A 23,974-nucleotide genomic window follows, 5' to 3' on the forward strand; every position below is an offset into this window, starting at 1 on the left:
TATGGCGGCAGAAAACGTTACCCTATGCAACTGAATTTCCCGCACTTGCCTGAGGTTACCTCCGTGTTTTCCCAATTCGCCCTGCACGAACGCCTGCTTAAAGCCGTGGCCGAGCTTAAATTTGTCGAGCCGACCCCGGTGCAGGCAGCGGCCATCCCCCTGGCCCTGCAAGGGCGTGACCTGCGTGTGACCGCGCAGACCGGCAGCGGCAAGACCGCGGCATTCGTCCTGCCAATGCTCAATCGCCTGGTTGACCTGAGCGGCCCGCGCGTGGAAATCCGTGCGCTGATCCTGCTGCCCACCCGTGAGCTGGCACAACAGACCCTCAAGCAGGTGCAACTGTTCTCCCAGTTCACCTACATCAAGGCTGGCCTGGTTACCGGCGGTGAGGACTTCAAGGAACAGGCCGCCATGCTGCGCAAGGTGCCGGACGTGCTGATCGGCACCCCGGGCCGCCTGCTCGAGCAACTCAACGCCGGCAACCTGGACCTGTCCCACGTCAAGGTCATGATCCTCGATGAAGCCGACCGCATGCTCGACATGGGCTTTGCCGAAGACATGGAGCGCCTGTGCAAGGAGTGTGAGAACCGTGAGCAGACCCTGCTGTTCTCCGCCACCACAGGCGGCGCGGCCCTGCGCGACATCATCGGCAAGGTGTTGAAAGACCCTGAGCACCTGATGCTCAACAGCGTCTCGCAGCTGGCCGAAGGCACCCGTCAGCAGATCATCATGGCTGACCACGACCAGCACAAAGAGAAGATCGTCCAGTGGTTGCTGGAAAACGAGACTTACCAGAAGGCGATCATCTTCACCAACACCCGTGCCCTGGCCGACCGTATCTATGGCCACCTGGTGGCCAAGGACGTGAAGGCCTTCGTCCTGCACGGTGAGAAGGATCAGAAAGACCGCAAGCTGGCCATTGAACGCTTCAAGCAGGGCAGCTCCAACGTGCTGGTGGCAACCGACGTTGCCGCCCGTGGCCTGGACATCGACGGCCTGGACCTGGTGATCAACTTCGACATGCCACGCAGCGGTGACGAGTACGTGCATCGTATTGGCCGTACCGGCCGTGCGGGGGGCGAAGGCCTGGCGATCTCGTTGATCACCCACAACGACTGGAACTTGATGTCGAGCGTCGAACGCTACCTCAAGCAGCAGTTCGAGCGCCGGGTGATCAAGGAAGTCAAAGGCACCTACACCGGGCCTAAAAAGGTCAAGGCTTCGGGCAAGGCTGCCGGTACCAAGAAGAAAAAGGTCGAGAAGAAGTCGGGTGACAAGAAGGCTGGCGCTAAGCGCAAGCCGACCGCCAAGCCAAAGGCCAACGCGCCACTGGCCAGCTCCGACGGCATGGCGCCGCTGAAAAAGCGCACGCCAGCGGCTGAGTAAGCCGTCTGCAGCCCTATCGCCGCCTTGCCGGCGATAGGGCCTTTACCGCCTCTGCGTCACTCCGCTTTTTTCTCCGCTGTCTTCAATTCCTTGATTCGCGTATCGATCAGCTGGCACTTGTCCGGCAGGTCCTTGCTCGCCGTCCCCAGCTCCATACCCTGGAGCTCATCGTTGATCTCCTTGGCCTTCTGCGGGTTCTGTTCGGTCAGCTGGCTGACCAGCCCGGCCAGTTCTTCGCGCTTCTGGGTGGCCTCCTCCGGCGTGCAGGCCCAAGCGGGCAGGGCGCAGAGCAAGGCGGTTGCACAGGTGATGCGCAGCAGCGATTTCATCCTTTCTACCTCTTGCGTTGGCTATGCGCGGTGGAGGGCGGTACATGCCTTGAAGTTCAGCCTGGACGACCGGCGGGCTCGATAACCCGCAGGTGCAAGATAACCAACAGTTAGTGTGCAAGGTGAGGTTTTGCCGTCATGTCTATACCCAACGCCTTCATGACTGCGAGGAACGATTTAAGGGTCGGATTGCCGTGTTCGCTGAACGACCGGTAAAGTTGCTCACGAGACAAGCCGGTTTCTTTCGCCAGATCGCTCATCCCTTTTGCACGAGCCACTACGCCAACGGCTTTGGCCACGTAGCTGGCATCACCCGTCTCCAGCGCATCGGACATGAATTGAGCAATGGCTTGCGGAGTGGTCAGGTAATCGGCCGCATCGAACTCAAAAAATGTTTCAGTCATTGTGCATCCCTCTGAAACTGCTGGATTCGATCTTCTTCATTGGGTGAATGTAGTTTATAAATCACACTGGGCTAGCGCATAAAATGGTTTCTGTTTTTTTCTGAACACGACCCGCCGCAGGCAGGTCCCAACCTGTGTACCCCTTCCGTCCACAGCAGGAGCCTGCCGCCATGAGCACCACCTACGACTGGGACTTGATCGAACGCTTGCTGCATGAAGTGCAGAACAGCGCCGGTCACAGCTTTACGCCACGCCCCTACGCCGAGCAGCACGCCGCGGCGCTAGCCGCCAAAGGCCAGCCGATAGGCGATCTGGACCACTTGAAGACCCGGGCCTGCGAATACGAAAAACTGCTGTTCGAGCGTGGCTTCATCGAAAGTCGGCCTGATGAAGAGGGGGGCAACGGCGAAAACTTCGTCCTCAGCGAACGCGGTTCGCGCCTGTTGAGCCTGATCGACAGCAGCATCCCGGGCTTCGAGCACCCGCGTCAGGTCTTGGATGAACAAGCCGATGCGTTGGATGAAGCGACCTTTGAGCAGGTGTCATCGAAGGCACAGATTGCTTGAGGTCGTTTTGAGGGTGGCACGGGTGGGCCTGTAAACCCGATAATCGGCAGTCTTTGAAGACTGCCGAGCTGATCCCATGCCAATGACTACCCCAAAGGCCCGCCGATGAGCGCGGCCCGGAAGAACCCCGACGCCTTCGCTTTCCAGGTCATGCTTGGGTTGTGCCTGATCTGGGGCTGCCAGCAAGTGCTGATCAAGACGGCTGCCGTCGACATCGCACCGGTCATGCAGGCCGCCTTGCGCAACTGCATCGCCGCCGTGCTGGTGGGCCTGATGATCTGCTGGCGCGGTGGTTGGGAGCAGGTGGGCAGCACTTGGCGCGCCGGGCTGTTGGCGGGCGGGTTGTTTGGTGTCGAATTCCTGTTCATCGCTGAAGGGTTGAAGCTGACGTCGGCAGCGCACATGTCGGTCTTCCTCTACACGGCACCCGTTTTCACGGCGTTGGGCCTGCACTTCATGCTGCCCAGTGAGCGGCTGCGGCTGCTGCAGTGGTTGGGGATCTTGCTGGCCTTCGGCGGGATTGCCACTGCGTTTGCCGGTGGCATGTCGTTTGAAGAAATGGACAGCCGCACGTTGCTGGGCGATGCCTTTGGCGTTGTGGCGGGGCTGGCCTGGGGGGCGACGACGGTGGTGGTGCGCTGTTCCCGGCTTTCAGAAGCACCGGCGACCTTGACCCTGTTCTATCAGTTGGCGGTGGGCTTTGCCGGGTTGCTGCTGATTGCCTTGCTCAGCGGCCAGATCGGCGCGGTGTCGCTGACGCCTTTGGCGGTGGGCAGTGTGCTGTTCCAAGGGATCGTGGTGTCGTTTGTCAGCTACCTGACGTGGTTCTGGTTATTGCGCAAATACCTGGCGTCGAACCTCGCGGTGTTTTCGTTCATCACGCCGCTGTTCGGCGTGACATTCGGCGTGCTGCTGTTGGATGAGCCGCTGAGCGTGAACTTTGTACTTGGCGCGGTGATGGTGTTGCTTGGCGTGGTGCTGGTGAGCGCCGAGCCTTGGGTGAAGCAGCAATTGCGCAAATGGGTGGGGTGATAGCCGCTGCCCTAGGCTTCACTGACCGTCAACCGAAACCCCTGTAGGAGCAGCCTTGCGCTGCGAAGAGGCCAGTGGCAGCAGCGAGCATCTACGTTGTTGCCACTGGCCTCTTCGCAGCGCAAGGCTGCTCCTACACGGATTGCGCGGTGGTTGAAGGGGCCGCCAGCCAGCTGGGGTTGGCATGGGCTGCAGTCAGCACCAGCACCCCGGCCACTGCCAACCCGCTCGCGGCCAGCAGCAACGCCAGTTGCAGGCTCCCCGTGTAATGGTTGCTGACTGCCGCCAACAACGGCCCGCTGAGTTGCCCGAGCGCAAAGCACGCAGTGAGCAGCCCAGCATTACGCTGCGTCGCGTGTGGCGCCAGCTCCCGCGAGCGCTGCATCACCAGCTGCATGCAGGCCAGGAACGGCGCGCCACACAGCACCACACCCAACCCCAAGCCAAGGCCACCGCCCATCAGGCATGCGAGCACACCGAGCCCTTGCAGCCACAGGGTGGCGGTCAGCCAGGCAGAGGTCCGGCCGGCCCGGCGCACGCTCACCAGCAGCACGCCCAGCGCGGCAGCCAGGCCAAAGGCCGGCCAGAACAGGTCGGCCATCCACTGGCCGCGAAACTGCTGGTTGGCCATCTGTGACAAGAAGGTGGCCGGCAGGATGTAACCCACGCCGTACAAGGCATAGACCAGGCCAAGGCGCGCAATCCCGGCATTACCTACCCTACCGGGCTGCGCAGTGGCCGGCTGCACCGTTTGCGCTTGCGCCTGCGGCAACCAGGGCCGTACGGCCAATAGCATCATCAGCGCCGCCACCGCGTAGATCAGCCACAGCGCTGCCGAACCCAGCCCCAGCCCATGCGCAACCAGTGCCAGCAGCCCGGTAACGGCGATCCCCAGGCCCGGCCCGGCAAACACCAAAGCGCCCAAGCGGGGTTGATGGTGTGCGTTGGCAACCTGCTGGCTGAGGCTGGTGATCATCACCAATACCCAGGCGCTGGCCACGCCGGTGCCGAAGCGCAACAGCAGGTGGCTCCAGAAGCCATCGGCGGCCCACGAGGCCAAGGTCAACAGCACGCACAGCCACAGGCCACCCTGCAGGCGCAGGCGTACCTGGGCAGGCTTGCGGGCGAACATGCCATCCACCGCACCGATGAAGTAACCCAGGTAATTGGCCGCCGCGACCAGCCCGGCGGCCGTGAGGTCGAACTGGCCTTCGGCGATCAGTTGCGGCAGTTGTGGGGTCAGGGCGAAGCGGCCGATGCCCATGGCCATCATCAGCGCCACGGCGCTGGCCAGCAGTTGTATACGGGGCGACATGGAAGGGCTCCTGCACGTTGGTAAGCGATGGATGGCAGGTTAGGGGGCTTTCGCGTTCAATAAAATTGAATAATGATGATGAAGTTGTTCTGTTTTGGAGAAAGGTATGGAGTTCAGCCAACTGCGCATCTTCCAGGCGGTGGCCGAGGAAGGTTCGGTCACACGCGCCGCCGAGCGCCTGCATCGGGTGCCGTCGAACCTGTCGACGCGCCTGCGCCAGCTCGAAGAACAATTGGGCGTGGAGCTGTTTCTGCGCGAGCGCCAGCGCCTGCAATTGTCGCCCGCGGGCAAGGTGCTGCTGGACTACGCCAACCGCTTGTCGGCGCTACGTGACGAGGCGATGGCGGCCGTGCAAGGTGGCCAGCCGGCGGGGGAGTTTGTGCTGGGCACCATGTACAGCACCGCAGCCACCCACCTGCCAGCGTTGCTGGCGCGTTATCACCAGGCGTACCCGGCGGTGAACCTGCAGGTGCGTGCAGCGCCCAGCGGTGAGCTGTTCGAGGGCTTGCTCAGCCATGGCCTGGACGCGGCCTTGGTGGATGGCCCGCCGAGCCTGGCAGGGCTGGACGGTGTGCCGCTGTGCGACGAACAGCTGGTGTTGATCACCAGCCCCGAACACCCGCCCGTGCACACGGCAAAAGACGTGGCAGGCAAAGCTGTGTTCACTTTCCGCCAAGGCTGCTCGTACCGAATGCGCCTGGAGGCCTGGTACGCCCACGCTCATACGCCGATGGGGCGGGTGATGGAGATCGAGTCGTACCAGAGCATGCTGGCCTGTGTGATTGCCGGCGCAGGTGTGGCCATGATGGCGCAGTCCATGCTCGACAGCCTGCCTGGGCGCGACCGGGTGCGGGTCCACCGGCTGCAGGCACCCTTCGATCAGGCGGTCACGTGGTTGATGTGGCGCCAGGGCATGCGCGGGGCAAATTTGCAGGCCTGGATCGATCTGCAACAAAGCGAAACGATTAACCAATCGTCGGAATGCGCCGTTCAGGCTTGATCCGCGTCAAAATGGCCCTTATCTCTAAGACCAGATGCATGCGCAATACAGGACATCGGGCTATGATCTGTATGAAACATCACTGGATTGATTGACCGTGAGGCTGACCCGTCAAGGGGGCACTATGAAGAAACCACTGTTCAACTGGCTCCACGACTTGGCTGTCGCACTGGGGTTGATTCCACCCCCCCTGCAGCCGGTGCCGATCCCGACTGATGAAGAGCAGCGCAAGCGCCAACCGCGCCGTCGCTGAAATGACAAAGGCCGCCGCATCATTGCTGATGCGGCGGCCTTTTTGTTGCGGTGAATCGTCTGTATGGCTTAGTGCGTATCAGGCCAGCTTGACTGCTGCCATCGATTTACGCGACATCAGGCTGACGGCGACAAAGCTCACCAGGCCAACTGCCAGGCTGTAGTAGATCGGCGTGTTGGCTTCCAGCCCGTCCTTGAACATGAACAGCAGCGCAGTAGCGAAGCCCAGCGACATGCTGGCGATGGCGCCTGCGGTAGTTGCGCGTTTCCAGAAGATCGCACCGATCAGCGGGATCAGCATGCCGCCGACCAGCAGGTTGTAGGCCAAGGTCAGGGCGTTGATCACATCGTTCACCACCAAGGCGATACCCAGTACCACCAGGCCGGTCAGCAGGGTGAACAGGCGGCTGATGGCCAGGCTCGACTGCTTGCCGCCACGCAGCTTGGGCAGCAGGTCTTCAGTCAGGGTGGTGGACGCGGCCAGCAGGCCGGCGCTGGCAGTCGACATCATGGCCGCCAGGGCCGCCGCCATCAGCAGGCCACGAATGCCATCGGGCAGGGTGCTCTTGATCATCTCCGCAAAGGCATTGTTTGGGTTGGCCAGGTCGGGCATCAGTACGTGCGCGGCCATGCCGATCAGGGCGCAGGCCAGGCCGTAAACCACGCAGTAAACGCCTGCGGTGGTACCGGCACGTTGGCAGACCTTCTCGTCACGGGCAGTGAATACGCGCTGCCAGATGTCTTGGCCGATGAGGATGCCGAAGAAGTAGATCAGGAAGTAGGTGATGATGGTGTCCCAACCGATGGTGGTCAGCTGGAAGCTGGCCGCAGGCAGTTTGGCCACCAAGGTGTCCCAGCCACCGGCCTTGTACAGGCACACCGGCAACAGGATGAACATCAGGCCGACGGTCTTGATGACGAACTGGACGATGTCGGTCAGGGTCAGCGACCACATGCCACCGATGGTCGAGTACAGCACCACCACGCCGCCGCCGAGCATCAGCGACATCCAGAACGGCAACTCGAGCAGCACTTGCAGCACGGTCGCCATCGCCAGGGTCGAGGTCACGCCGATCATCAGCGCGTACGCCAGCATGATCGCCGCACTGGCCTGGCGTGCCATCGGGTTGTAGCGCCGCTCCAGAACCTGGGTCACGGTGTAGATGCGCAGGCGCAGCAGCGGTTTGGCGAGGAACAGGTTGAGGGCGATGATGCCCAGGCCCAGGGCTGCGCACAGCCAGAAGCCAGAAATGCCGTGGACATAGCCCAGGCGCACAGTGCCGACGGTGGAGGCGCCGCCGAGTACGGTAGTGGCCATGGTGCCCATGTACAGGGTCGGGCCGAGGTTGCGTCCGGCCACCAGGTAGTCTTCCTGGGTTTTTGCCCGACGCATGCCATACCAGCCAAGCCCGAGCATGCCGGCGGTATAGATCATTACAACGATGATGTCCAAGGCCATTGGGGGTCTCCCGATTATCTTTATTATGGCGAGATCGACCGCACGGGCTTAGCGCCACCCGGCGGTCTAGTCTTGTGTTGGCGGGCCTCAGTGGCCCTCCCTCATGGCTCCTGCCGGGGTATTGCAGTCAAGCGGTGCCGTGCTATCGCCAGGATCAGCGACGCACGACGCCCGGCAGCACGCAGAGCATCTCGAACAGCAGGTTGGCGCCGAGCAGCGAGGTGTTGCCGGTGGTGTCGTAAGGCGGGGAGACTTCGACGAGGTCACAGCCGATCAGGTCCAGGCCGTGGCAGCCGCGAATGATCTCCATCGCTTGGATCGTGGTCAAGCCTCCAATTTCAGGCGTGCCGGTGCCAGGGGCCCAAGCGGGGTCGATACCGTCGATGTCGAAGGACAGGTAAACCGGGCCGCCGCCGACTTTTTCACGGACTTCGGCCATCAGCGGTTCCAGCGATTTGTGCCAGCATTCCTCGGCCTGCACCACGCGGAAGCCCTGGCGACGGCTCCAGTTGAAGTCGTCGGCGGTGTAGCCTTGGGCGCGCAGGCCGATCTGCACCACGCGGTCACAGTCGAGCAGGCCCTCTTCCACGGCGCGGCGGAAGGTGGTGCCGTGGGCGATCTTCTCGCCGAACATGTGGTCGTTGACGTCAGCGTGGGCATCGATGTGCACCAGGCCGATCTTGCCGTGCTTTTTATGCAGGGCGCGCAGGATCGGCAGGGTGATGGTGTGGTCGCCGCCCAGGGTCATCGGGATAACGTTGTGCTCGACGATTTCGTCGTAGGCTTCTTCGATGATGCGCACGGCATCGAGCAGGTTGAAGGTGTTGATGGCCACGTCACCGATGTCGGCGACCGACAGCGAGTCGAATGGCGCAGCCCCGGTAGCCATGTTGTACGGGCGGATCATCACCGACTCGGCGCGGATCTGACGCGGTCCGAAGCGGGTGCCGGAGCGCAGCGAAGTGCCGATGTCCAGGGGCACGCCGATGAATGCGGCATCCAGGCCGGCGGCGCTTTGCAGGTGGGGGAGGCGGAGCATGGTGGCGATGCCGCCGAAACGCGGCATTTCGTTGCCGCCCAGTGGTTGGTGGAGAGTCTTGTCCACGGTGGGCCTCATCAGTCGGTCGATTGTTGTGTTTGTTCGAACCTGTGCCGCGGCGCGCCTGTGTAGTCTGGTTGTGCCGGCGGGCAGGACATTTCGGCCGAGTTTGCGCAAGGTAGTGCGTAGGAAGAATCGCTACCGGCAAATACTTACTTCAGGAATTTCTGAACTAATGCCCGCGCAACCGGTTAGACTTCACGCATTTACTGTTGCGGAACCGTTGCACCATGACCTCGACCCTGCCCGATCTGAAACTGCTACGCATCTTCGTCAGCGTGGTGCGTCACCAGGGCTTCGCCAACGCCCAACGCGATTTGAACCTGTCGACGTCAGCCATCAGCACGTACATGAGCCAGCTGGAGGGCGGGTTGGGGATTGTGCTGTGTCACCGTGGTCGCGGCGGTTTCAGCCTCACCAGCAAGGGCGAGCTGTTCCATCAGGAGAGCCTGCGCCTGCTGGCCGAGCTGGATGGCTTTGAGCAATATGCCGCAGCCCTCAAGGGTGAACTGCGCGGCACGCTCAACCTGGGCGTGATCGACTCCACCGTGGGCGACCGCGCGCTGCCCCTGGCCGAAGCCATCGGCGCCTACAGCCAGGAGCACCCGGCGGTGCACTTGCACCTGTCGGTGTCCAGCCCGTACGAACTGCAATTGGGTGTACAGGACAACCGCCTCGACCTGGCCATCGGGGCGTTTTCTTCGCGCATGAGCGGCCTGGTTTACCAGCCGCTGTACCGTGAGCAGCACTGGCTGTACTGCAGCAGCCGCCATCCGTTGTTCAACGAGCGGCGCATCCCTGAGCAGGTGGTGACCCAGCAGCGCATGGTCGGGCGCGGCTACTGGAGCCAGGCAGAGCTGGCCCGGCATGGTTTCAAGCACAGTGCGGCGACGGTAGAAAGCATGGAGGCGCAGCTGATCCTGATTCTCTCCGGTGCCTACATTGGCTACCTGCCAGAGCATTACGCCCAGGCTTGGGTGGAGAAGGGCGATCTACGGGTGTTGTCGCCGTCTACCTTCGGCTATCAGGCGCCCTTTTCGTTGATCATTCGTCGTGGCCGCAGCCGCGAGCCGTTGATTCAGACGTTCCGCGACCTGCTTAAAAGCCAGCTCAACGTGGGCTGATACACAGCCTGTCCATGCATTCCGTCGGGACGGGCTCAATTCCTACAGAACATGACCGCTAACCTGATAGCGCTCTGCTAAACATCAACTTGCGCTGATGATTCCTCCCTATTTCATCCTGCAAGGATCGCCCAAGATGCGCATGAATTTGCCCGTCACTGAGCACGAAAGAACCTTCTCCAGCGATCAACGCCTGATCTCCACGACGGACCTCAATAGCCGCATCACCTACTGCAATGACGCCTTCGTGGCGATCAGCGGTTTTACCTACGACGAACTGGTCGGCCAGACCCACAACCTGGTGCGTCACCCCGACATGCCCCCGGCGGTGTTCGGGCACATGTGGGACACCATCAAGCAAGGCAAACCCTGGATGGGCGTGGTCAAGAACCGCGCCAAAAACGGCGATTACTACTGGGTCAGCGCTTACGTCACCCCGGTGTATGAGCAGGGCAGGGTCAGTGGCTATGAGTCGGTGCGTTCAGTGCCGACACGTGAGCAGATTCGCCGTGCCGAAGCGCTTTACGCGCGCTTGCGTGCCGGCCGTTCGCCGGTGTCGTGGGCGGCGCGGCTAGGGCATGAATTGGGGCACGGCTGGCCACTGATCGGCGCGGGCCTGCTGTCGGCGGCAAGCTACCTGTGGCTGCCGCCCTACGCGGCCCTGGGGGTGCTGATGAGCAGCCTGTTGCTGGCCTGGTACCTGGTCGAGCATCACCACAGCCAGGCCATTCGGCGCACACTTGGCGAGCACCCGAAAGCCTTCACCAGCCCGTTGGTGGCGTTGACCTACAGCGACAACCTGGGCCTGCAGGGCCAATTGGACATGGCCATCATCAGCGAAGAGGCCCGCTTGCAAACCGCCTTGACCCGCCTGGTGGACGCCGGCGTTGGGGTGAAGTCGCGGGCGGCGCAGTCGGCTGACCTGTCCGACGCCCAGGCGCAGATGCTTGACCGCCAGCGCAACGAAACCGACCAGTCCGCCACGGCCATCGCGCAGATGGCGGCGACTATCCAAGAGGTTACCCACAACGTGCAAAGCACTGCCCATGCAGCAGGCGATGCCGACCAGCTGGCGCAGCAAGGCAGTGAGTTGGCCCAGCAGAGTCTCAAGGCCATGGGCAGCATGAGCGATGCGGTCAACGACATCGGCCAGGCGGTCAACGCGCTGGCCGAGCAAACCCAGTCGATCGGTAGCGTGGTCGATACGATCACCTCGATTGCCGAGCAAACCAACCTGCTGGCGCTCAATGCCGCCATCGAGGCAGCGCGCGCCGGGGAGCAGGGGCGCGGCTTTGCCGTGGTGGCTGACGAGGTCCGCTCTTTGGCCCAGCGCACCCGTGCCTCGACCGAGGAGATCCATCAGATCATCGCCTCGTTGCGGGCAGGGGCTGAGCGAGCGGTGAGTACGGCCAACCGCGGTGAGCAGATTTCGCGCGACAGCGTACACAGTGTCGAGGCGGTGCAAGCGGCGTTGAGCGGTATCGCCCAGGCGGTCAGCCGGATTACCGGCATGAGCCAGCAGATGGCGACGGCCTCTGAGCAGCAAAGCCATGTTGCCGAGGATATCAACCAGCAGATCGTGAGGATTGCACAGCTGTGTGATCAGAGCGCCGGGCAGGCCAGGCAAGGGGCGGAAATCAGCCAGGACCTGGAGCGTATGGCGGAGTATCTGCATAGCCTGGCGGAGCGTTTCAACCGCTGACGTTCAGCGTATCCCACAAGGAAGTGGGGCTTTTCTGCAGGGCTATGGCACACTGCGCCCGGTAAGGAGAAGCCGATGCCCAGACCCCGCTGCGAGCGCTGCCAGCGCCCGCTCGATCACTGCCTTTGCCCACTGATACCCTCGCTCGACAGCCGCACCCGCGTGGTTCTGCTGCAGCACCCCAGTGAAAGCGCGCACGCCCTGAATACCGCCCGCCTGGCCGCCCTTGGCCTGGTCAATGCCGAATTGCGCGTTGGCGAGGTGTTCGAAGACCTCGTTGAATTGCTGCAGACACCAGGCTACCGGCCGGCGCTGCTGTTCCCGGGTGAGCATGCCCAGGTGCTGACGGCTTATGGTGAGGGGGATGACAGGCCCTTGCTGTTGATCGTGCCCGACGGTACCTGGCGCAAGGCACGCAAGCTGCTGTACCTGAATCCGTTGCTGGAGGCCTTGCCGCGTGTGACGCTGGGGGCGGTCGCGCCTTCGCGCTATCGGTTGCGCAAGGCGCCGGAGCCGGGGGCATTGTCGACCCTCGAGGCGGTGGTCGAGGCGCTGAACGTGCTGGAGCAGCCAGCCCGGTTCGATGCACTGCTCAAACCGTTCGAGGCGCTGATCGAGGGGCAGATCAAGGCCATGGGTGCCGAGACGTTCCAGCGCAATCACGGCACCCCATAAACGTGTAGGAGCAGCCTTGCGCTGCGAGGAGGCCGGTGAAAACGCAGTTAATCCTGGCTGTTTTCACCGGCCTCTTCGCAGCGCAAGGCTGCTCCTACACGTGTATCAGCCAACAGTCAGGTTGCCCCGACTGTTGATCAACGCATCTCAGGCAGCTGTGCGTCGGTCTTCACCTCATTGCTGGCGATGGCTTCCGGCGGCAGCGAAATACGCTGCTTGCTCAACAGCTCACCCATGGTTGCCAACACGCGGTACATCGAGAACTCCTCGGTGTAACGCACTTCGGTGTAACGACGGTCGGCGTTGTACAGCTCGTTCTCACTGTCGAGCACGTCGAGCAGGGTACGTTGGCCAAGGCCGAACTGATCCTGGTAAGCCGCGCGCACGCGCTTGGTGGTTTCGGCGTATTCACGCGCAGTCGGGGTCTGCTTGCGCGCGTTGTTCATGGCGTTCCAGGCCAGGCTCAGGTTCTCGGTCAGCTCGCGCAGCGCGTTGTTGCGGATGTCCAGGGCCTGGTTGATCTTGTGGGCATCGGACTGCAGGCGGGCCTTGTCGCTACCGCCGCGGAACACGTTGTAGTTCAGCTCGACACCGGCCTGCCAATCGTTGTTGCTGTGGCCCTTTTCACCGCCAAGGTTGTTGTTGGCACCCGTGGCCAGCACAGCGTCCAGGCGTGGGTAGAAGGTAGACTTGGCCACTTCGTACTGCCGCTCGGCCGCATTGACGTCGGCCTGGGCGGACTTGATGTAAGGGTTGTTCTGGCGCATGCCTTCCCGGGCATCGTCGAGGGTGCCAGGAATTTCAACCTTGATCGATTGCGGCCCTTCCAGTTCGTCGGGGTGTTTGCCGATGACGCTGAAGAAGTTGGCCTCGGCATCGGCCAGGTCGACTTCGGCGGTGTCCAGGTTGTTTTCCGCCAAGGCACGGCGGGCGCGGGACTGATCGAGGTCGGCGGTGCTGCCGACACCGCGCTCGGTGCGTAGGCCGATCTGGTCGTTTACCCGCAGGTGGGCTTGCAGGTTGTTCTTGGCCAGCGTCACCAGCTCACGGCGCTTGAGCACTTCGAGGTAAACCTCCACTGCGCGCAGGGCAACATCCTGGGCGACCGCCTGGGTGTAGTAGGCGCGGGAGGTGGCGACCGCTTCGGTGCGGCCTACTTCGTTCGAGGTGTTGAAGCCGTCGAAAAGCATCTGCCGCAGGCGCAGCTCAGACTGGGTGTAGCTGAGGGTGGCCTTGTCATGGTTGCGCGTACCGTCGGGGTTGGTGCCGCGGGTATTGAGGTTGTCCGAACGCTGGCGGCCATAGCCTGCGACCAGGTCAACGGAAGGGTAGTAGCCGCCGCGCGCGAATTTCACGTCTTCATCGGCAGACAGCTTGCTGTTGCGGTTGGAGCTGATCTGCGGATGGTAGTCCACGGCGCTCTGAACAGCCTCGGTAATCGACATCGCCTGTACGTTGGCACACGCCATTGCCAACAGTAATGCACTGGTGATGGGGGTCAAAACGCGCATGGGTACCTCTCCCTGATCCTAAAATAAGTCCTGCTGGTCGCCAAAAAAATGACGATATAGTTATCATGCAAATCGTTTCAGGTTTTTAACAACAGAGCTAAGAACATTCAATCAAAGTGATAAGAAGATTTTCTCATAACAGATATCGATAATTGACTTATCCGGTCTAAGAGGGCGCGGGCGACGCTTAAGGACCACCGAAATCAAAGCGGCCGAAAGTCTCGTTTTTCAAGGTTTACAGCGAGTTCCAGAACTTTTGCAGCTAAAAAAAAGGCTGGATAGGCGAAATAGATATTTGGCGACAAAAAAATGACGCGCAAGGATTTAGGCCCGCTATGTGGTCACCAAGAGGGTGCTATTACTGGCGCACGCAGCATTGATCACTGCTTGCGCAGGGTCTTTTGCTTGAGGATATAGAGACTGACCAGCACCGCGCTGGTGAGCATGAACGCTCTAGCCCAGAACAGCGGTACCAAGTAGCACGACAGGCCAATGCTGGCCCACATCAGGCTGATGGCGTAGACCTTGCCTTTTAGCGGTATGCCTTCGCCACTGAGGTAATCACGGATCCACGGCCCGAGCTTCGGGTGATGGACCAGCCAGTAGTGAAAGCGGGGCGAGCTGCGCGCGAAACACGCCGCCGCCAGTAGCAGAAAAGGGGTGGTGGGCAACACCGGCAGGAATATCCCCAGCACCCCCAGCGCAACGCTGAGCCAGCCAACGGCCAGCAGCAGGTAGCGCACAGCCGACTCAGTGGTGGCGTGGCTTGAGCAGCGCCGGCTTCTCATCAGGAGCGTGCAGCAGCAGGAACAGCGCGCTGAGTGCTTCCGGGATCTGCACGATCATGTCGTCCTGCAGGTTGGCATTGCTGGCGATGTCGGCGAACTCTGGTTGCTCGTCGAACAGGCCCGAACCGACCATGATCGGCAGCAGCATCTCGCTGACTTCTTCTTCAGCGTTCTCGAACCAGGCCTCTTCACGCAGGAACACGCCCTCCATGAAGCCGATGCACCAGCCGCGCAGGTCGGAATCGTCCGGCTCGTCGGTCAGGTCCAGGTCGCATGGCAGGTCGAATTCTTCGTCGCTGGCCAGTTGACGCGCGATGTGCGCCTTCAGTGCCACCAGGGTCGCTTCGATCTCGGTGCGCTGGGCATCGCTGGCGTAGTGGGGTTCTTCGGCGAACAGGGCGTCGATCCACTCGCGCTCAGGTACGTCCTCGGCATTGATCGACAGGGCCGTGAGGTAGCCGTGAGCGGCGACGTAGTCCAGCGCTTCTTCGTGCAGCTCGTCGGCGTCGAGGAAGGCTTGCAGGCGGGTGAGTTGCTCGGCGAAGGACATTACAGGGCTACCTTGGGGAATAAACGATACCGAATTCTAGCACCTTGCAGCGTTGGCGGGGCAAAGGGAACGTCTGTCACAGCGGCACCCTGCGTGGGTTAGCACTGGGGTATAATCCGCGATTTTTCATCCAGGGGCGGTCTTTGTCGGCCGTCTGGTAAAAACCGCTTACGCATTCGGCGTGTGCGGGGCGGGTTTTTCGTCCAGCCTGTCTCCAGGATGGTACGGCGATTTGTGGAGTTGCACATGCTCGAACAGGCTCAGCGCGTTCTCAAGGATATCTTCGGCTACGACAGTTTCCGTGGGCGCCAGGCAGCAATCATCGAATGCGTGGCCAACGGCGGCGATGCGCTGGTACTGATGCCCACCGGCGGCGGCAAGTCGCTGTGCTTCCAGGTGCCGGGGCTGCTGCGCCCAGGCCTGACCGTGGTGGTTTCGCCGCTGATTGCGTTGATGGACGACCAGGTCGCCACGCTCGACGAGCTTGGCGTGGCCGCGGCCGCACTCAACTCGACGCTGAGCGCCGAGCAGCAACGTGAGCTGGCCGGGCGCATGCGCCGCGGTGAGCTGAAGATGCTGTACCTGGCGCCTGAACGTCTGGTTCAGCCGCGCATGCTCGACTTCCTGCGCGACCTGGACATCTCGCTGTTCGCCATCGACGAGGCCCACTGCGTGTCGCAATGGGGCCACGATTTCCGTCCGGAATACCTGCAGTTGGGCCAACTGGCCGAGCTGTTCCCGCATGTGCCGCGCATCGCCCTGACCGCCACCGCCGACATGCGTACCCGCGAAGAGATCGTCCAGCGCCTGCACCTGCAGGGCGCCGAGCGTTTTCTTTCCAGTTTCGACCGGCCCAACATCTTCTACCGCATCGTGCCCAAGGAGGCGCCGCGCAAGCAGCTGATGGCCTTCCTCGGCGAGCGTCGCGGCAACGCAGGCATCGTCTACTGCCTGTCGCGCAAGAAGGTCGACGAGACCGCTGCCTTCCTCTGCGACCAGGGCTTCCCGGCGCTGCCGTATCACGCCGGCCTGGCTGCCGAAACGCGATCCGCCAACCAGCACCGCTTCCTCAACGAGGAAGGCTTGATCATGGTCGCCACCATTGCCTTCGGCATGGGCATCGACAAGCCCAACGTGCGCTTTGTCGCCCACCTCGACCTGCCCAAGTCGCTCGAGGCCTATTACCAGGAGACCGGCCGTGCCGGCCGTGATGGCTTGCCGTCCGATGCCTGGATGGCCTACGGCCTGCAGGACATGGTGATGCTCAAGCAGATGCTGCAGAACTCCGAGGGCGACGAGCGCCACAAGCGCGTCGAGCAGCACAAGCTCGACGCCATGCTGGCCCTGTGCGAAGAAACCCGCTGCCGCCGCCAGTCGTTGCTGGCCTATTTCGACGAAACCCTGGAGCAGCCCTGCGGGCATTGCGACAACTGCATCGACCAAGTGCAGACCTGGGACGCCACCGAACCTGCCCGCCAGGCGCTCTCGGCCGTATTCCGTACCGGCCAGCGCTATGGTGTCGGGCACCTGGTGGACGTGTTGCTGGGCAAGGACACAGAGAAAGTGCGCAATTTCGGCCACGAGAAGCTTTCGGTGTTCGGTGTCGGCAAGTCGCTGGCCGAGGTCGAGTGGCGTTCGTTGTTCCGCCAGCTGGTCGCGCGCGGCCTGGTAGATATCGACCTTGAAGGCTACGGGGGGCTGCGCCTTTCCGACAGCTGCCGGCCGCTGTTGCGCGGCGAGGTGACCTTGCAACTGCGCCGCGACCTCAAGCCGCAGACGGTGGCCAAGAGCGCTGGCAGCGGCGGCAGCCCGGCCAGCCAGTTGGTGCGTGCCGAAGAACGCGAGCTTTGGGAGGCGCTGCGCACCTTGCGGCGCAAGCTGGCCGAGGAGCACAGCGTGCCGCCTTACGTCATCTTCCCCGATTCGACGCTGCTCGAAATGCTGCGCAGCCAGCCCGCCAGCCTCAGCGACATGGCCCAGGTCAGCGGCGTGGGTGCGCGCAAGCTGGAGCGCTACGGTCAGGCCTTCCTGGAGGTGCTCAACAACAGCGGTGGCACCGATGAGGCGCCCAAGGTGGTGCTCGACCTGCGCCACGAGCTGGTCAGCCTGGCGCGCGCGGGCATGACCCCCGCGCAGATCGCCGGCCAGCTCAATTGCAGCGAAAAGAACGTGTACAGCCTGCTGGCCGAGGCCATCGGCCGCCAGGAACTGAGCCTCGATCAGGCCCTCGACCTGCCGGAAGACCTGATGATGGAGGTGCAGGACGCTTTCCTCGACGGCGAAGGTGAGCTGCCGCCGGTGTCGACTATCGCGCCCTTGTTCGGGCCACGGGTACCGGAGGGGGTGCTGTATTGCATACGCGCAGCATTGGCCGCGGAGTTCGACGTTTAACAGCCAGCAGGTTCGAGGCCAGAACCGCCAACTGCTGACCTTTGTCATGCTTTTTGACGATTATCGAACACTGGCAAGCGCCCGAGCCTTGCCACGTGGTCCGGGGCATGGTTAGCTGCCTAATAATTAGATCTATTCAATGAGTTGCTTATGCCCCTGACCGACAACCAACACCGCTTCGGCATGCAGCTGGCCCAGATGTCCCGGGGCTGGCGTGCCGAGCTGGACCGCCGCCTGGCCGGGTTAAACCTGTCCCAGGCGCGCTGGCTGGTGTTGCTGCACCTGGCCCGTTTCGAAGAAGCACCGACCCAGCGTGAGCTGGCCCAGAGTGTGGGTGTCGAAGGCCCGACCCTGGCGCGCTTGCTCGACAGCCTGGAGGCGCAGGGCTTGGTGCGCAGGCAGGCAGTGCTTGAAGACCGGCGGGCGAAGAAGATTTTGCTGTGCCCACCGGCCAAGCCGCTGATCGAACAGATCGAGACCATTGCCAACGCGCTGCGGGTAGAGCTGTTCACCGGGGTGGATGAGGCGGACCTGGAAGTGTGCATGCGGGTACATGCGAAGATTCTGGGTAACCTCGAAAAGTCCTGATTACGGGGGCTGCTTTGCAGCCCATTCGCGGGACAAGTCGGATCGCCGCACCGCCGCTCCCACCCGAACTATGTAGCCTCCAAGGCTAGCTGTGGGAGCGGGCTTGTCCCGCGAATGGGCCGGATACGGCCCCATTGATTCAGAAGGTATGCCCCAAGTTCAGGTACACCGCCTGCTCATGCGCACTGTTGGCCCCATAGCTCAGGTTCAACGGCCCCAACGGTGTCTCCAGCCCCAGGAAGATACTCGCCGCATTGATGTAGCCACTGTCGAATTCATTGTCGTTGTTCCACGCCCGCCCACGCTCCAGTGAGCCGCCGATGTACAACGGGAAGTCCAGCGGCACGTAGGCCCGTGGCGTCAGGCGGCGGTAATAGACCATGCGCAGCAAGCTGATGTTCTGCCCCGACACCGAGTCCTGGCGGAACCCTGACAGCTCCCGCGCGCCGCCCATCACGAAGCTTGAGGTCACCACCTCGGCATCATCCAGCGTGCGCCCGTAGCGCCCTCCCAGCACCCAGGTATTCGGGCCACTGCTGATGGCCTTGTCCAGGTTGAATAGCCACTGGCGGTAGTCCTGGTCGGAGTCGAGCGATTTGTCGTACTTGCGCAGGGTCAGGCCGATGTCTTCGCCGCTGTGCGGGAAGTACACGTTGTCGAGGGTATCGAACGAGTACTTGAGCTCGTAGAACCCTTCATTGAAGCTGACCTTGGGCAGGTCCTGGTCACCGATACGCACTTCGGCTTCCCCCCAGGCCTTGCCCGCGCCAAGGCGCACTTCGCCATAGGTGCCGATCTGCCGGCCGAGGTTGAGGCCAAAACCATAGCGTTCTAGGCGGTACTCGGCGATCGGATCATTGTCCAGGGTCGCTTCGATGTTGCGCGAGCCTATGTCCAGGTAGGGCGCGACGAAGTAGCGCGAGCCCACATCCAGCGGCTGATAGAACTCGCTGTAAAGCTCTTGCTGGTCGCCGATCTGGGCGCGGGTCAGCCATTCGGCGCCCAGGCTGTTGATGCCGTTGACCCGGTAGCTGGCGCCGAGGTTGAAGGCGCTGTCGCCGCGCAGGTCATCCGACAGGTTCAGCCCCAAGCGCAGGTAGTCGGTGCCGCCGCGTCTGCCGCGGGCATTGATCACCAAGGTGTTGTCAGCGCCCTTGTGCACCACGCGGTACTGCACCCGGTCGAAGTAGTCCAGGCCATACAGCGTGCCCATGTCGGTCTGCAGGCGGTCGAGCTCCAGCGGCGCATCGATCGGCTGGCGGATATAGGAGCGGATCACGTCATCGCTGACCTTGGAGTCGTTTTCCACCCGGATCGCAGTGATCACCGGCGTGCGTTGACGCGGCGAGCGGGCAACGGCCAGGCTGCTGTCGCCCTCGGGCTGGCGCAACGCGGCCAGGCGCGGGTCGAGCAGGCGGGTGGCGCGGTAGCCGGCCTCGATCATCTCGCGGGCGCGGCCGAAGTCGGTCACGCCAAACGCGGCCAGCGTCGGCTGGATCAGGATGTCGTCGCGGTGCAGGCTGGCCAGTTGTTCTTCGGAGTTGCGCCGGGTCATCAGGGTGATCGACTGGTTCAGCACATCGACCACCGTGGCCAGTTGCTTGCGGTCACGCAGCGGCGTACCGATGTCGACCACGATGGCCAGGTCCACACCCATGTCGCGGGCCACATCCAGCGGGATGTTGTCGACCATGCCGCCATCCACCAGCAAGCGGCCATCCAGCTCGACCGGGGCGAACACTGCGGGGATCGACATGCTGGCGCGGATCACCTGGGGCAGGTGGCCGCGGCGGAATACCACCTTTTCGCCGCTGGCGATATCGGTGGCCACCGCCCGGAAGGGGATGGGCAGTTTGTCGAAGTCGCGGGTATCGGCGGTATGGGCCAGCTTGCTTTCCAGCAGCAGCGCCAGGTTTTGGCCCTGGATCACGCCCAGTGGCAGGCCCAGGCTGCCGTCGTCGCGAAAGCTTAGCTTCTGCTTGACCAGAAAATCACGGTCGTCCTGCTTGCGCCGGAACGGCACGTCCTTGCGCGGTGGCGCATCCGACAAGGCCTGTTGCCAGTCCAGGGTAGTGGCCAGCTTCTCCAGTTCTTCGACGCTGTAACCCGAGGCGTACAGCCCGCCGATCACCGCCCCCATGCTGGTGCCCGCGATGGCGTCGATGTGCACGCCTTGTTCCTCCAGGGCCTTGAGCACGCCGATATGGGCAAGGCCCCGGGCAGCGCCGCCAGAGAGCACCAGGCCAACCTTGGGCCGTACCTGCTCGGCGGCATTGACCGTGGCAGCAACCAGCATCAGCAAAAAACAGAACAGCAAACGGCGCATCGTGAGTCTCAAACCGTGGGCAAAAGACCGCTAGTATAAGCGGCCCCTTACCTGGAGATGCTTCGCAATGGCCATCAGCAAGCCTGAAATCGTCATCACGTATTGCACGCAGTGCCAGTGGCTGCTGCGCGCTGCCTGGCTGGCCCAGGAACTGCTCAGCACCTTTGCAGACGACCTTGGCCGGGTGGCGCTGGAGCCGGGTACCGGTGGCATCTTCCGCATCACCTGTGATGGCGTGCAGATTTGGGAGCGCAAGGCCGACGGTGGGTTCCCGGAGGCCAAGGTGCTCAAGCAGCGGGTGCGTGACCAGATCGACCCGCAGCGCGACCTGGGCCACAACGATCGCTGATCAGGCGCCTTCGGCCAGCGGCCGGGGCTTTATGGGTTGTTCGGCGGCCAGGCGGCTGGACAGCACGATGGCGAAAATGATCAGCGCGCCACCCAGCAGCATGCGCACGGTGGGCGTTTCAGCGAACACGGCCCAGGCCACGGCGATGCCGTAGACCGGCTCCATGCCGAACACCACGGCAGCCGTGCGCGCCTTGATCACGGCCAGGCTGGCGACAAACAGGCTGTGGGCCACGCCCGTGCAGAAGACGCCGAGCAGGGCGATCCACAGCCAGTCCATCGGCGTCACCGCGCCCAGCCCGGGTGCTGCGAACGGCAACAGGCACAGGCTGACCACCAGGTTCTGCCACAGTGCTGCCTGCACGGCGGGCAAGCGGCCGGAGCCGGCGCGGTTGGTCAGCGACAGCAACGAGAACAACAGCCCCGACAGCAGCGCCCAGAGCAGGCCGCCAGTGGTCTCGCTGGCCAGGTCGAAGGCCGGTGTGACCAGCACCAGGCCGATGCTCACCAGCAGCACCAGCACGGCTTCATTGCGGCGGATGCGTTCGCGGAACAGCAGGCCTTCGAGGATCACGGTAAAGGCTGGGAAGCTGGCGAAGCCCAGGGTGGCGATGGCCACGCCGCCCACCTTGACGGCGATGAAGAAGCTGACCCAGTGCCCCGCCAGCAGCACGCCGCCGGCCAGCAGGCGGCGCACATCCTGGCCACTGAGCCGGTGCCAGCCTTGGCGGGCAAAACTGGCGAACAGGGCCAGGGCCAGGACGGCAAAAACGGCGCGGCCGAAAACGATGATGGCCGGGCTGGCGCTGGCGGCCAGCTTGCCGAAGACGCCAGTAAGGCCGAAGAACAGCGCGCCAATGTGCAGGGCGCCTAGGGCTGTGCGGTGGTTCATGGTGGTCCTTGAGCAAGAGTATGTCAGTACTGGCCCTTTCGCGGGGCAAGCCCGCTCCCACAGGTACGGCGCAACCCCCGAAGCATGTGCGGGCTTGCCCCGCGAAAGGGCCAGTGCAGGCACAGTGTAGGTCTTCAGGCAAACCCGTTCTGTCGCCCAACTAGCGTCCGTTATCGCCAGACTCTCGCCGCAGCGCCAAAGGCGTACAGCCAAACGCCCGCAACATCGCTGCCGAAAACGCACTTTGCGAGCTGTACCCCACCCGCGCCGCAATCTCCCCCATTGGCAGCACCGTCTGCTCCACCAGTTGTCGCGCCTTTAGCAAGCGCCGCTGGCGCATGTAGTCCATCGGCGTCATCGCGCATTCGGCAATAAAGCGTGCATGCAGGCGAGCAGTGGACAATCCGGCCAGGCGCGCCAGGTCGGCGACCTGCAACGGGTAGGCAGCATGTTGCTCGATATGCGCATCGAACGCTGCATAAGGCAGGCGCTGGCTGGCCCTGATGCTGGCGGCTGCCGGCGGCGTAAGGCTGGCCAACAGCAGTGCCGCGCCTTGGCGGGCGATCAGCGGGTCGCCCATGGGGCTGGCCGCCAGCCAGTCCACCAACTGCTGCTGGCGAGCGTCCAGGCCCAAGGCCGCGGGGCGATCGAGCAGCCGGCGGCTGGCATCGGCATGCTCGCCCAGTTGCTCGCGCAACCAGTGCTCCCCAGGCACATCCAGGACCAGGCAGTCGCTGCCAGCACCGCTGGAGCAGGTGTGGTGCGCACCCGCCGGCACCACCATCAGGGCCTGACGATCTACCCGTGCACCGTGGCCCTGGACCTCGAATTCCAGGCGGCCGCTGAGGCCGAACACCAGTTGCGGGTGTTCGTGGCTGTGGGCGATCAGGCTGTCACGGTAGTGGCGCAGCGAGAGGATCGGGCCTGTGGTCATGGGGGCGTCCTCGCAAGGCAGACGCGTATTGTGCCTCATTCACTGCAGGCCATCACCCGTCATGGTTTTGCCACAGCGCTGTCATCCGCGCCTGCCAGTCTCCAGCAAACTGCGCCGGAGCCCGCCCATGACCCACGCTGAACTCTCCCGTCCCTCGCGCAAGCAACGTGTGCGCACCGTGTGGATTTCCGATGTGCACCTGGGCACCCGTGACTGCCAGGCCGAGCACCTGTCGCGGTTTCTCAAGGGCTACCAGGCCGACCGCATCTACCTGGTCGGCGATATCATCGATGGTTGGAAGCTGCGTGGCGGCATCTATTGGCCGCAAGCGCACACCAACGTCATCCGGCGCCTGTTGACCATGAGCAAGCGAGGCACCGAGGTCATTTATGTCACCGGCAACCATGACGAATTCCTGCGCCGTTATTCGAAGCTGATGCTGGGTAACATCCAGTTGGTGGATGAGGCCGAGCACCTGACGGCCGATGGGCGTCGCCTGCTGGTGATCCATGGCGACCAGTTCGACGTAATTACCCGCTACCACCGCTGGCTGGCGTTTCTAGGTGACCGCGCGTATGAGTTCACCCTGGTGCTCAACCGTTGGCTCAACCACTGGCGTGCCCGTTACGGCTATGGCTACTGGTCGTTGTCGGCTTACCTCAAGCACAAGGTGAAGGGCGCTGTGAGCTTCATCAGCGACTTCGAGGATGCCATTGCCCACGAGTGCACCCGCCGCGGGTTTCAGGGGGTGGTATGCGGGCACATCCATCATGCCGAGATCCGCAAGGTGGGGGAGGTGGAGTACCTCAATTGCGGGGATTGGGTGGAGTCGTGCACGGCCTTGATCGAGCACTGGGATGGCAGCATCGAGCTGTATCGCCTGGCGGATGCGCAGGCGCGACACGCTGAAGGCCGCAAGGCGGCCCAGGCCAGTTAAAGGCTGATCTTGCCCAGCAAGATGTCACGGAACATGGCGAAATCACCGATCAGGCTGTAAAGCGGATAGGTAAACGTCGCCGGCCGGTTCTTCTCGAAGAAGAAATGCCCGACCCACGCAAAGCCATAGCCAAACAGCGGCACGGCCAGCAGCAGCAACCATTTGCCGCTGCCGATGGTGTACGCCAACAAGGCAATCACCAGGCTTGTCCCGACAAAATGCAGGCGGCGGCAGGTGGGGTTGCTGTGCTCGCCCAGGTAGTAGGGGTAGAACTCGGCAAAACTGCGAAACTGCGCTGTGCTGTTCATGGCACTGCTCCGGGATTAATACTTCTGGATAAGATGCACGGCGTGGAGCCTGAATCGA

Annotated in this window: 24 protein-coding genes; 12 read left to right on the top strand and 12 right to left on the bottom strand. The window is 62.8% G+C overall.

Features of this window, described 5'->3' with window-relative positions; all coding sequences use genetic code 11:
• Positions 1 to 24: 24 nt before the first annotated feature.
• Positions 25 to 1,386: a DEAD/DEAH box helicase gene (locus GIB19_RS08515; RefSeq protein ID WP_085272470.1), complete on the top strand. Its 1,362-nt coding sequence runs from the start codon at positions 25 to 27 to the stop codon at positions 1,384 to 1,386.
• 56 nt (positions 1,387 to 1,442) lie between these two features.
• On the opposite strand, the gene GIB19_RS08520 is transcribed toward GIB19_RS08515, so the two are convergent.
• Positions 1,443 to 1,715 (bottom strand): hypothetical protein, encoded by a 273-nt coding sequence (locus tag GIB19_RS08520; protein WP_099455003.1) that lies wholly within the window; start codon positions 1,713 to 1,715, stop codon positions 1,443 to 1,445.
• Between the two features lie 110 nt (positions 1,716 to 1,825).
• Entirely contained in the window at positions 1,826 to 2,119 is a 294-nt protein-coding gene (locus GIB19_RS08525; protein WP_027593133.1) for an addiction module antidote protein, read from the bottom strand.
• A gap of 170 nt (positions 2,120 to 2,289) precedes the next feature.
• Between GIB19_RS08525 and GIB19_RS08530 the strand changes: the two genes are divergently transcribed.
• Both GIB19_RS08530 and GIB19_RS08535 read left to right on the top strand, forming a co-directional pair.
• Entirely contained in the window at positions 2,290 to 2,685 is a 396-nt protein-coding gene (locus GIB19_RS08530) for a hypothetical protein (protein WP_027593132.1), read from the top strand.
• 105 nt (positions 2,686 to 2,790) lie between these two features.
• A complete protein-coding gene (locus GIB19_RS08535) occupies positions 2,791 to 3,717 on the top strand; it encodes a DMT family transporter (RefSeq protein ID WP_099430143.1) in 927 nt (308 codons plus the stop codon).
• Positions 3,718 to 3,850: 133 nt separating this feature from the next.
• Here the strand turns inward: GIB19_RS08535 and GIB19_RS08540 are convergent, their stop codons facing one another.
• Positions 3,851 to 5,032 carry a YbfB/YjiJ family MFS transporter gene (locus GIB19_RS08540; RefSeq protein ID WP_274885193.1) on the bottom strand — a complete coding sequence of 394 codons (1,182 nt, stop codon included), beginning with the start codon at positions 5,030 to 5,032 and terminating at the stop codon, positions 3,851 to 3,853.
• Positions 5,033 to 5,138: 106 nt separating this feature from the next.
• Between GIB19_RS08540 and ptrR the strand changes: the two genes are divergently transcribed.
• Both ptrR and GIB19_RS08550 read left to right on the top strand, forming a co-directional pair.
• Positions 5,139 to 6,032 carry a putrescine utilization regulator PtrR gene (gene ptrR, locus GIB19_RS08545; protein ID WP_265968464.1) on the top strand — a complete coding sequence of 298 codons (894 nt, stop codon included), beginning with the start codon at positions 5,139 to 5,141 and terminating at the stop codon, positions 6,030 to 6,032.
• A 124-nt stretch (positions 6,033 to 6,156) separates the two neighbouring features.
• On the top strand, positions 6,157 to 6,285 hold the full coding sequence (locus GIB19_RS08550) for a PA1414 family protein (protein ID WP_256214945.1): 129 nt from the start codon (positions 6,157 to 6,159) through the stop codon (positions 6,283 to 6,285).
• A 78-nt stretch (positions 6,286 to 6,363) separates the two neighbouring features.
• Here GIB19_RS08550 and GIB19_RS08555 read toward each other — a convergent pair whose 3' ends face one another.
• Entirely contained in the window at positions 6,364 to 7,743 is a 1,380-nt protein-coding gene (locus GIB19_RS08555) for a sodium:solute symporter (RefSeq protein WP_027593128.1), read from the bottom strand.
• Between the two features lie 154 nt (positions 7,744 to 7,897).
• Positions 7,898 to 8,848 (bottom strand): agmatinase, encoded by a 951-nt coding sequence (gene speB, locus GIB19_RS08560; RefSeq protein WP_027593127.1) that lies wholly within the window; start codon positions 8,846 to 8,848, stop codon positions 7,898 to 7,900.
• Positions 8,849 to 9,072: 224 nt separating this feature from the next.
• Between speB and GIB19_RS08565 the strand changes: the two genes are divergently transcribed.
• The 3 genes from GIB19_RS08565 to GIB19_RS08575 all read left to right on the top strand — a co-directional run bounded on the left by GIB19_RS08565 (position 9,073) and on the right by GIB19_RS08575 (position 12,343).
• On the top strand, positions 9,073 to 9,966 hold the full coding sequence (locus GIB19_RS08565) for a LysR family transcriptional regulator (RefSeq protein ID WP_027593126.1): 894 nt from the start codon (positions 9,073 to 9,075) through the stop codon (positions 9,964 to 9,966).
• Between the two features lie 136 nt (positions 9,967 to 10,102).
• Positions 10,103 to 11,668, top strand: a complete 1,566-nt coding sequence (locus GIB19_RS08570) for a methyl-accepting chemotaxis protein (protein ID WP_274885194.1) — start codon at positions 10,103 to 10,105, stop codon at positions 11,666 to 11,668.
• Positions 11,669 to 11,743: 75 nt separating this feature from the next.
• Positions 11,744 to 12,343, top strand: coding sequence for a tRNA-uridine aminocarboxypropyltransferase (locus tag GIB19_RS08575; RefSeq protein ID WP_274885195.1), 600 nt, complete (start codon positions 11,744 to 11,746; stop codon positions 12,341 to 12,343).
• Between the two features lie 137 nt (positions 12,344 to 12,480).
• On the opposite strand, the gene GIB19_RS08580 is transcribed toward GIB19_RS08575, so the two are convergent.
• The 3 genes from GIB19_RS08580 to GIB19_RS08590 all read right to left on the bottom strand — a co-directional run bounded on the left by GIB19_RS08580 (position 12,481) and on the right by GIB19_RS08590 (position 15,192).
• Positions 12,481 to 13,854 (bottom strand): TolC family outer membrane protein, encoded by a 1,374-nt coding sequence (locus GIB19_RS08580; RefSeq protein WP_027593123.1) that lies wholly within the window; start codon positions 13,852 to 13,854, stop codon positions 12,481 to 12,483.
• 380 nt (positions 13,855 to 14,234) lie between these two features.
• Positions 14,235 to 14,597 (bottom strand): YbaN family protein, encoded by a 363-nt coding sequence (locus GIB19_RS08585; protein WP_085272474.1) that lies wholly within the window; start codon positions 14,595 to 14,597, stop codon positions 14,235 to 14,237.
• A gap of 7 nt (positions 14,598 to 14,604) precedes the next feature.
• Positions 14,605 to 15,192 carry a YecA/YgfB family protein gene (locus tag GIB19_RS08590; protein WP_027593121.1) on the bottom strand — a complete coding sequence of 196 codons (588 nt, stop codon included), beginning with the start codon at positions 15,190 to 15,192 and terminating at the stop codon, positions 14,605 to 14,607.
• 246 nt (positions 15,193 to 15,438) lie between these two features.
• Here GIB19_RS08590 and recQ point away from each other — a divergent pair, with 246 nt between their 5' ends.
• On the top strand, positions 15,439 to 17,583 hold the full coding sequence (recQ, locus tag GIB19_RS08595; RefSeq protein WP_085272475.1) for a DNA helicase RecQ: 2,145 nt from the start codon (positions 15,439 to 15,441) through the stop codon (positions 17,581 to 17,583).
• 150 nt (positions 17,584 to 17,733) lie between these two features.
• Positions 17,734 to 18,171 (top strand): MarR family transcriptional regulator, encoded by a 438-nt coding sequence (locus GIB19_RS08600; RefSeq protein ID WP_027593119.1) that lies wholly within the window; start codon positions 17,734 to 17,736, stop codon positions 18,169 to 18,171.
• A gap of 139 nt (positions 18,172 to 18,310) precedes the next feature.
• Here the strand turns inward: GIB19_RS08600 and GIB19_RS08605 are convergent, their stop codons facing one another.
• Positions 18,311 to 20,497, bottom strand: a complete 2,187-nt coding sequence (locus GIB19_RS08605; RefSeq protein WP_027593118.1) for a patatin-like phospholipase family protein — start codon at positions 20,495 to 20,497, stop codon at positions 18,311 to 18,313.
• A gap of 67 nt (positions 20,498 to 20,564) precedes the next feature.
• Between GIB19_RS08605 and GIB19_RS08610 the strand changes: the two genes are divergently transcribed.
• On the top strand, positions 20,565 to 20,846 hold the full coding sequence (locus GIB19_RS08610) for a SelT/SelW/SelH family protein (protein ID WP_027593117.1): 282 nt from the start codon (positions 20,565 to 20,567) through the stop codon (positions 20,844 to 20,846).
• Here GIB19_RS08610 and GIB19_RS08615 read toward each other — a convergent pair whose 3' ends face one another.
• Positions 20,847 to 21,737: a DMT family transporter gene (locus GIB19_RS08615; RefSeq protein WP_274885196.1), complete on the bottom strand. Its 891-nt coding sequence runs from the start codon at positions 21,735 to 21,737 to the stop codon at positions 20,847 to 20,849.
• A 160-nt stretch (positions 21,738 to 21,897) separates the two neighbouring features.
• On the bottom strand, positions 21,898 to 22,671 hold the full coding sequence (locus GIB19_RS08620; RefSeq protein ID WP_085272476.1) for an AraC family transcriptional regulator: 774 nt from the start codon (positions 22,669 to 22,671) through the stop codon (positions 21,898 to 21,900).
• A gap of 127 nt (positions 22,672 to 22,798) precedes the next feature.
• Between GIB19_RS08620 and GIB19_RS08625 the strand changes: the two genes are divergently transcribed.
• On the top strand, positions 22,799 to 23,608 hold the full coding sequence (locus GIB19_RS08625; protein ID WP_085272477.1) for a UDP-2,3-diacylglucosamine diphosphatase: 810 nt from the start codon (positions 22,799 to 22,801) through the stop codon (positions 23,606 to 23,608).
• Here the strand turns inward: GIB19_RS08625 and GIB19_RS08630 are convergent.
• A complete protein-coding gene (locus GIB19_RS08630) occupies positions 23,605 to 23,916 on the bottom strand; it encodes a DUF962 domain-containing protein (protein WP_027593113.1) in 312 nt (103 codons plus the stop codon). The two genes, GIB19_RS08625 and GIB19_RS08630, sit on opposite strands and share 4 nt — an antisense overlap.
• Between the last annotated feature and the right edge of the window lie 58 nt (positions 23,917 to 23,974).

The sequence above is a fragment of the Pseudomonas sp. ITEM 17296 genome (assembly GCF_028895205.1).
Classification (GTDB): domain Bacteria; phylum Pseudomonadota; class Gammaproteobacteria; order Pseudomonadales; family Pseudomonadaceae; genus Aquipseudomonas; species Aquipseudomonas kermanshahensis.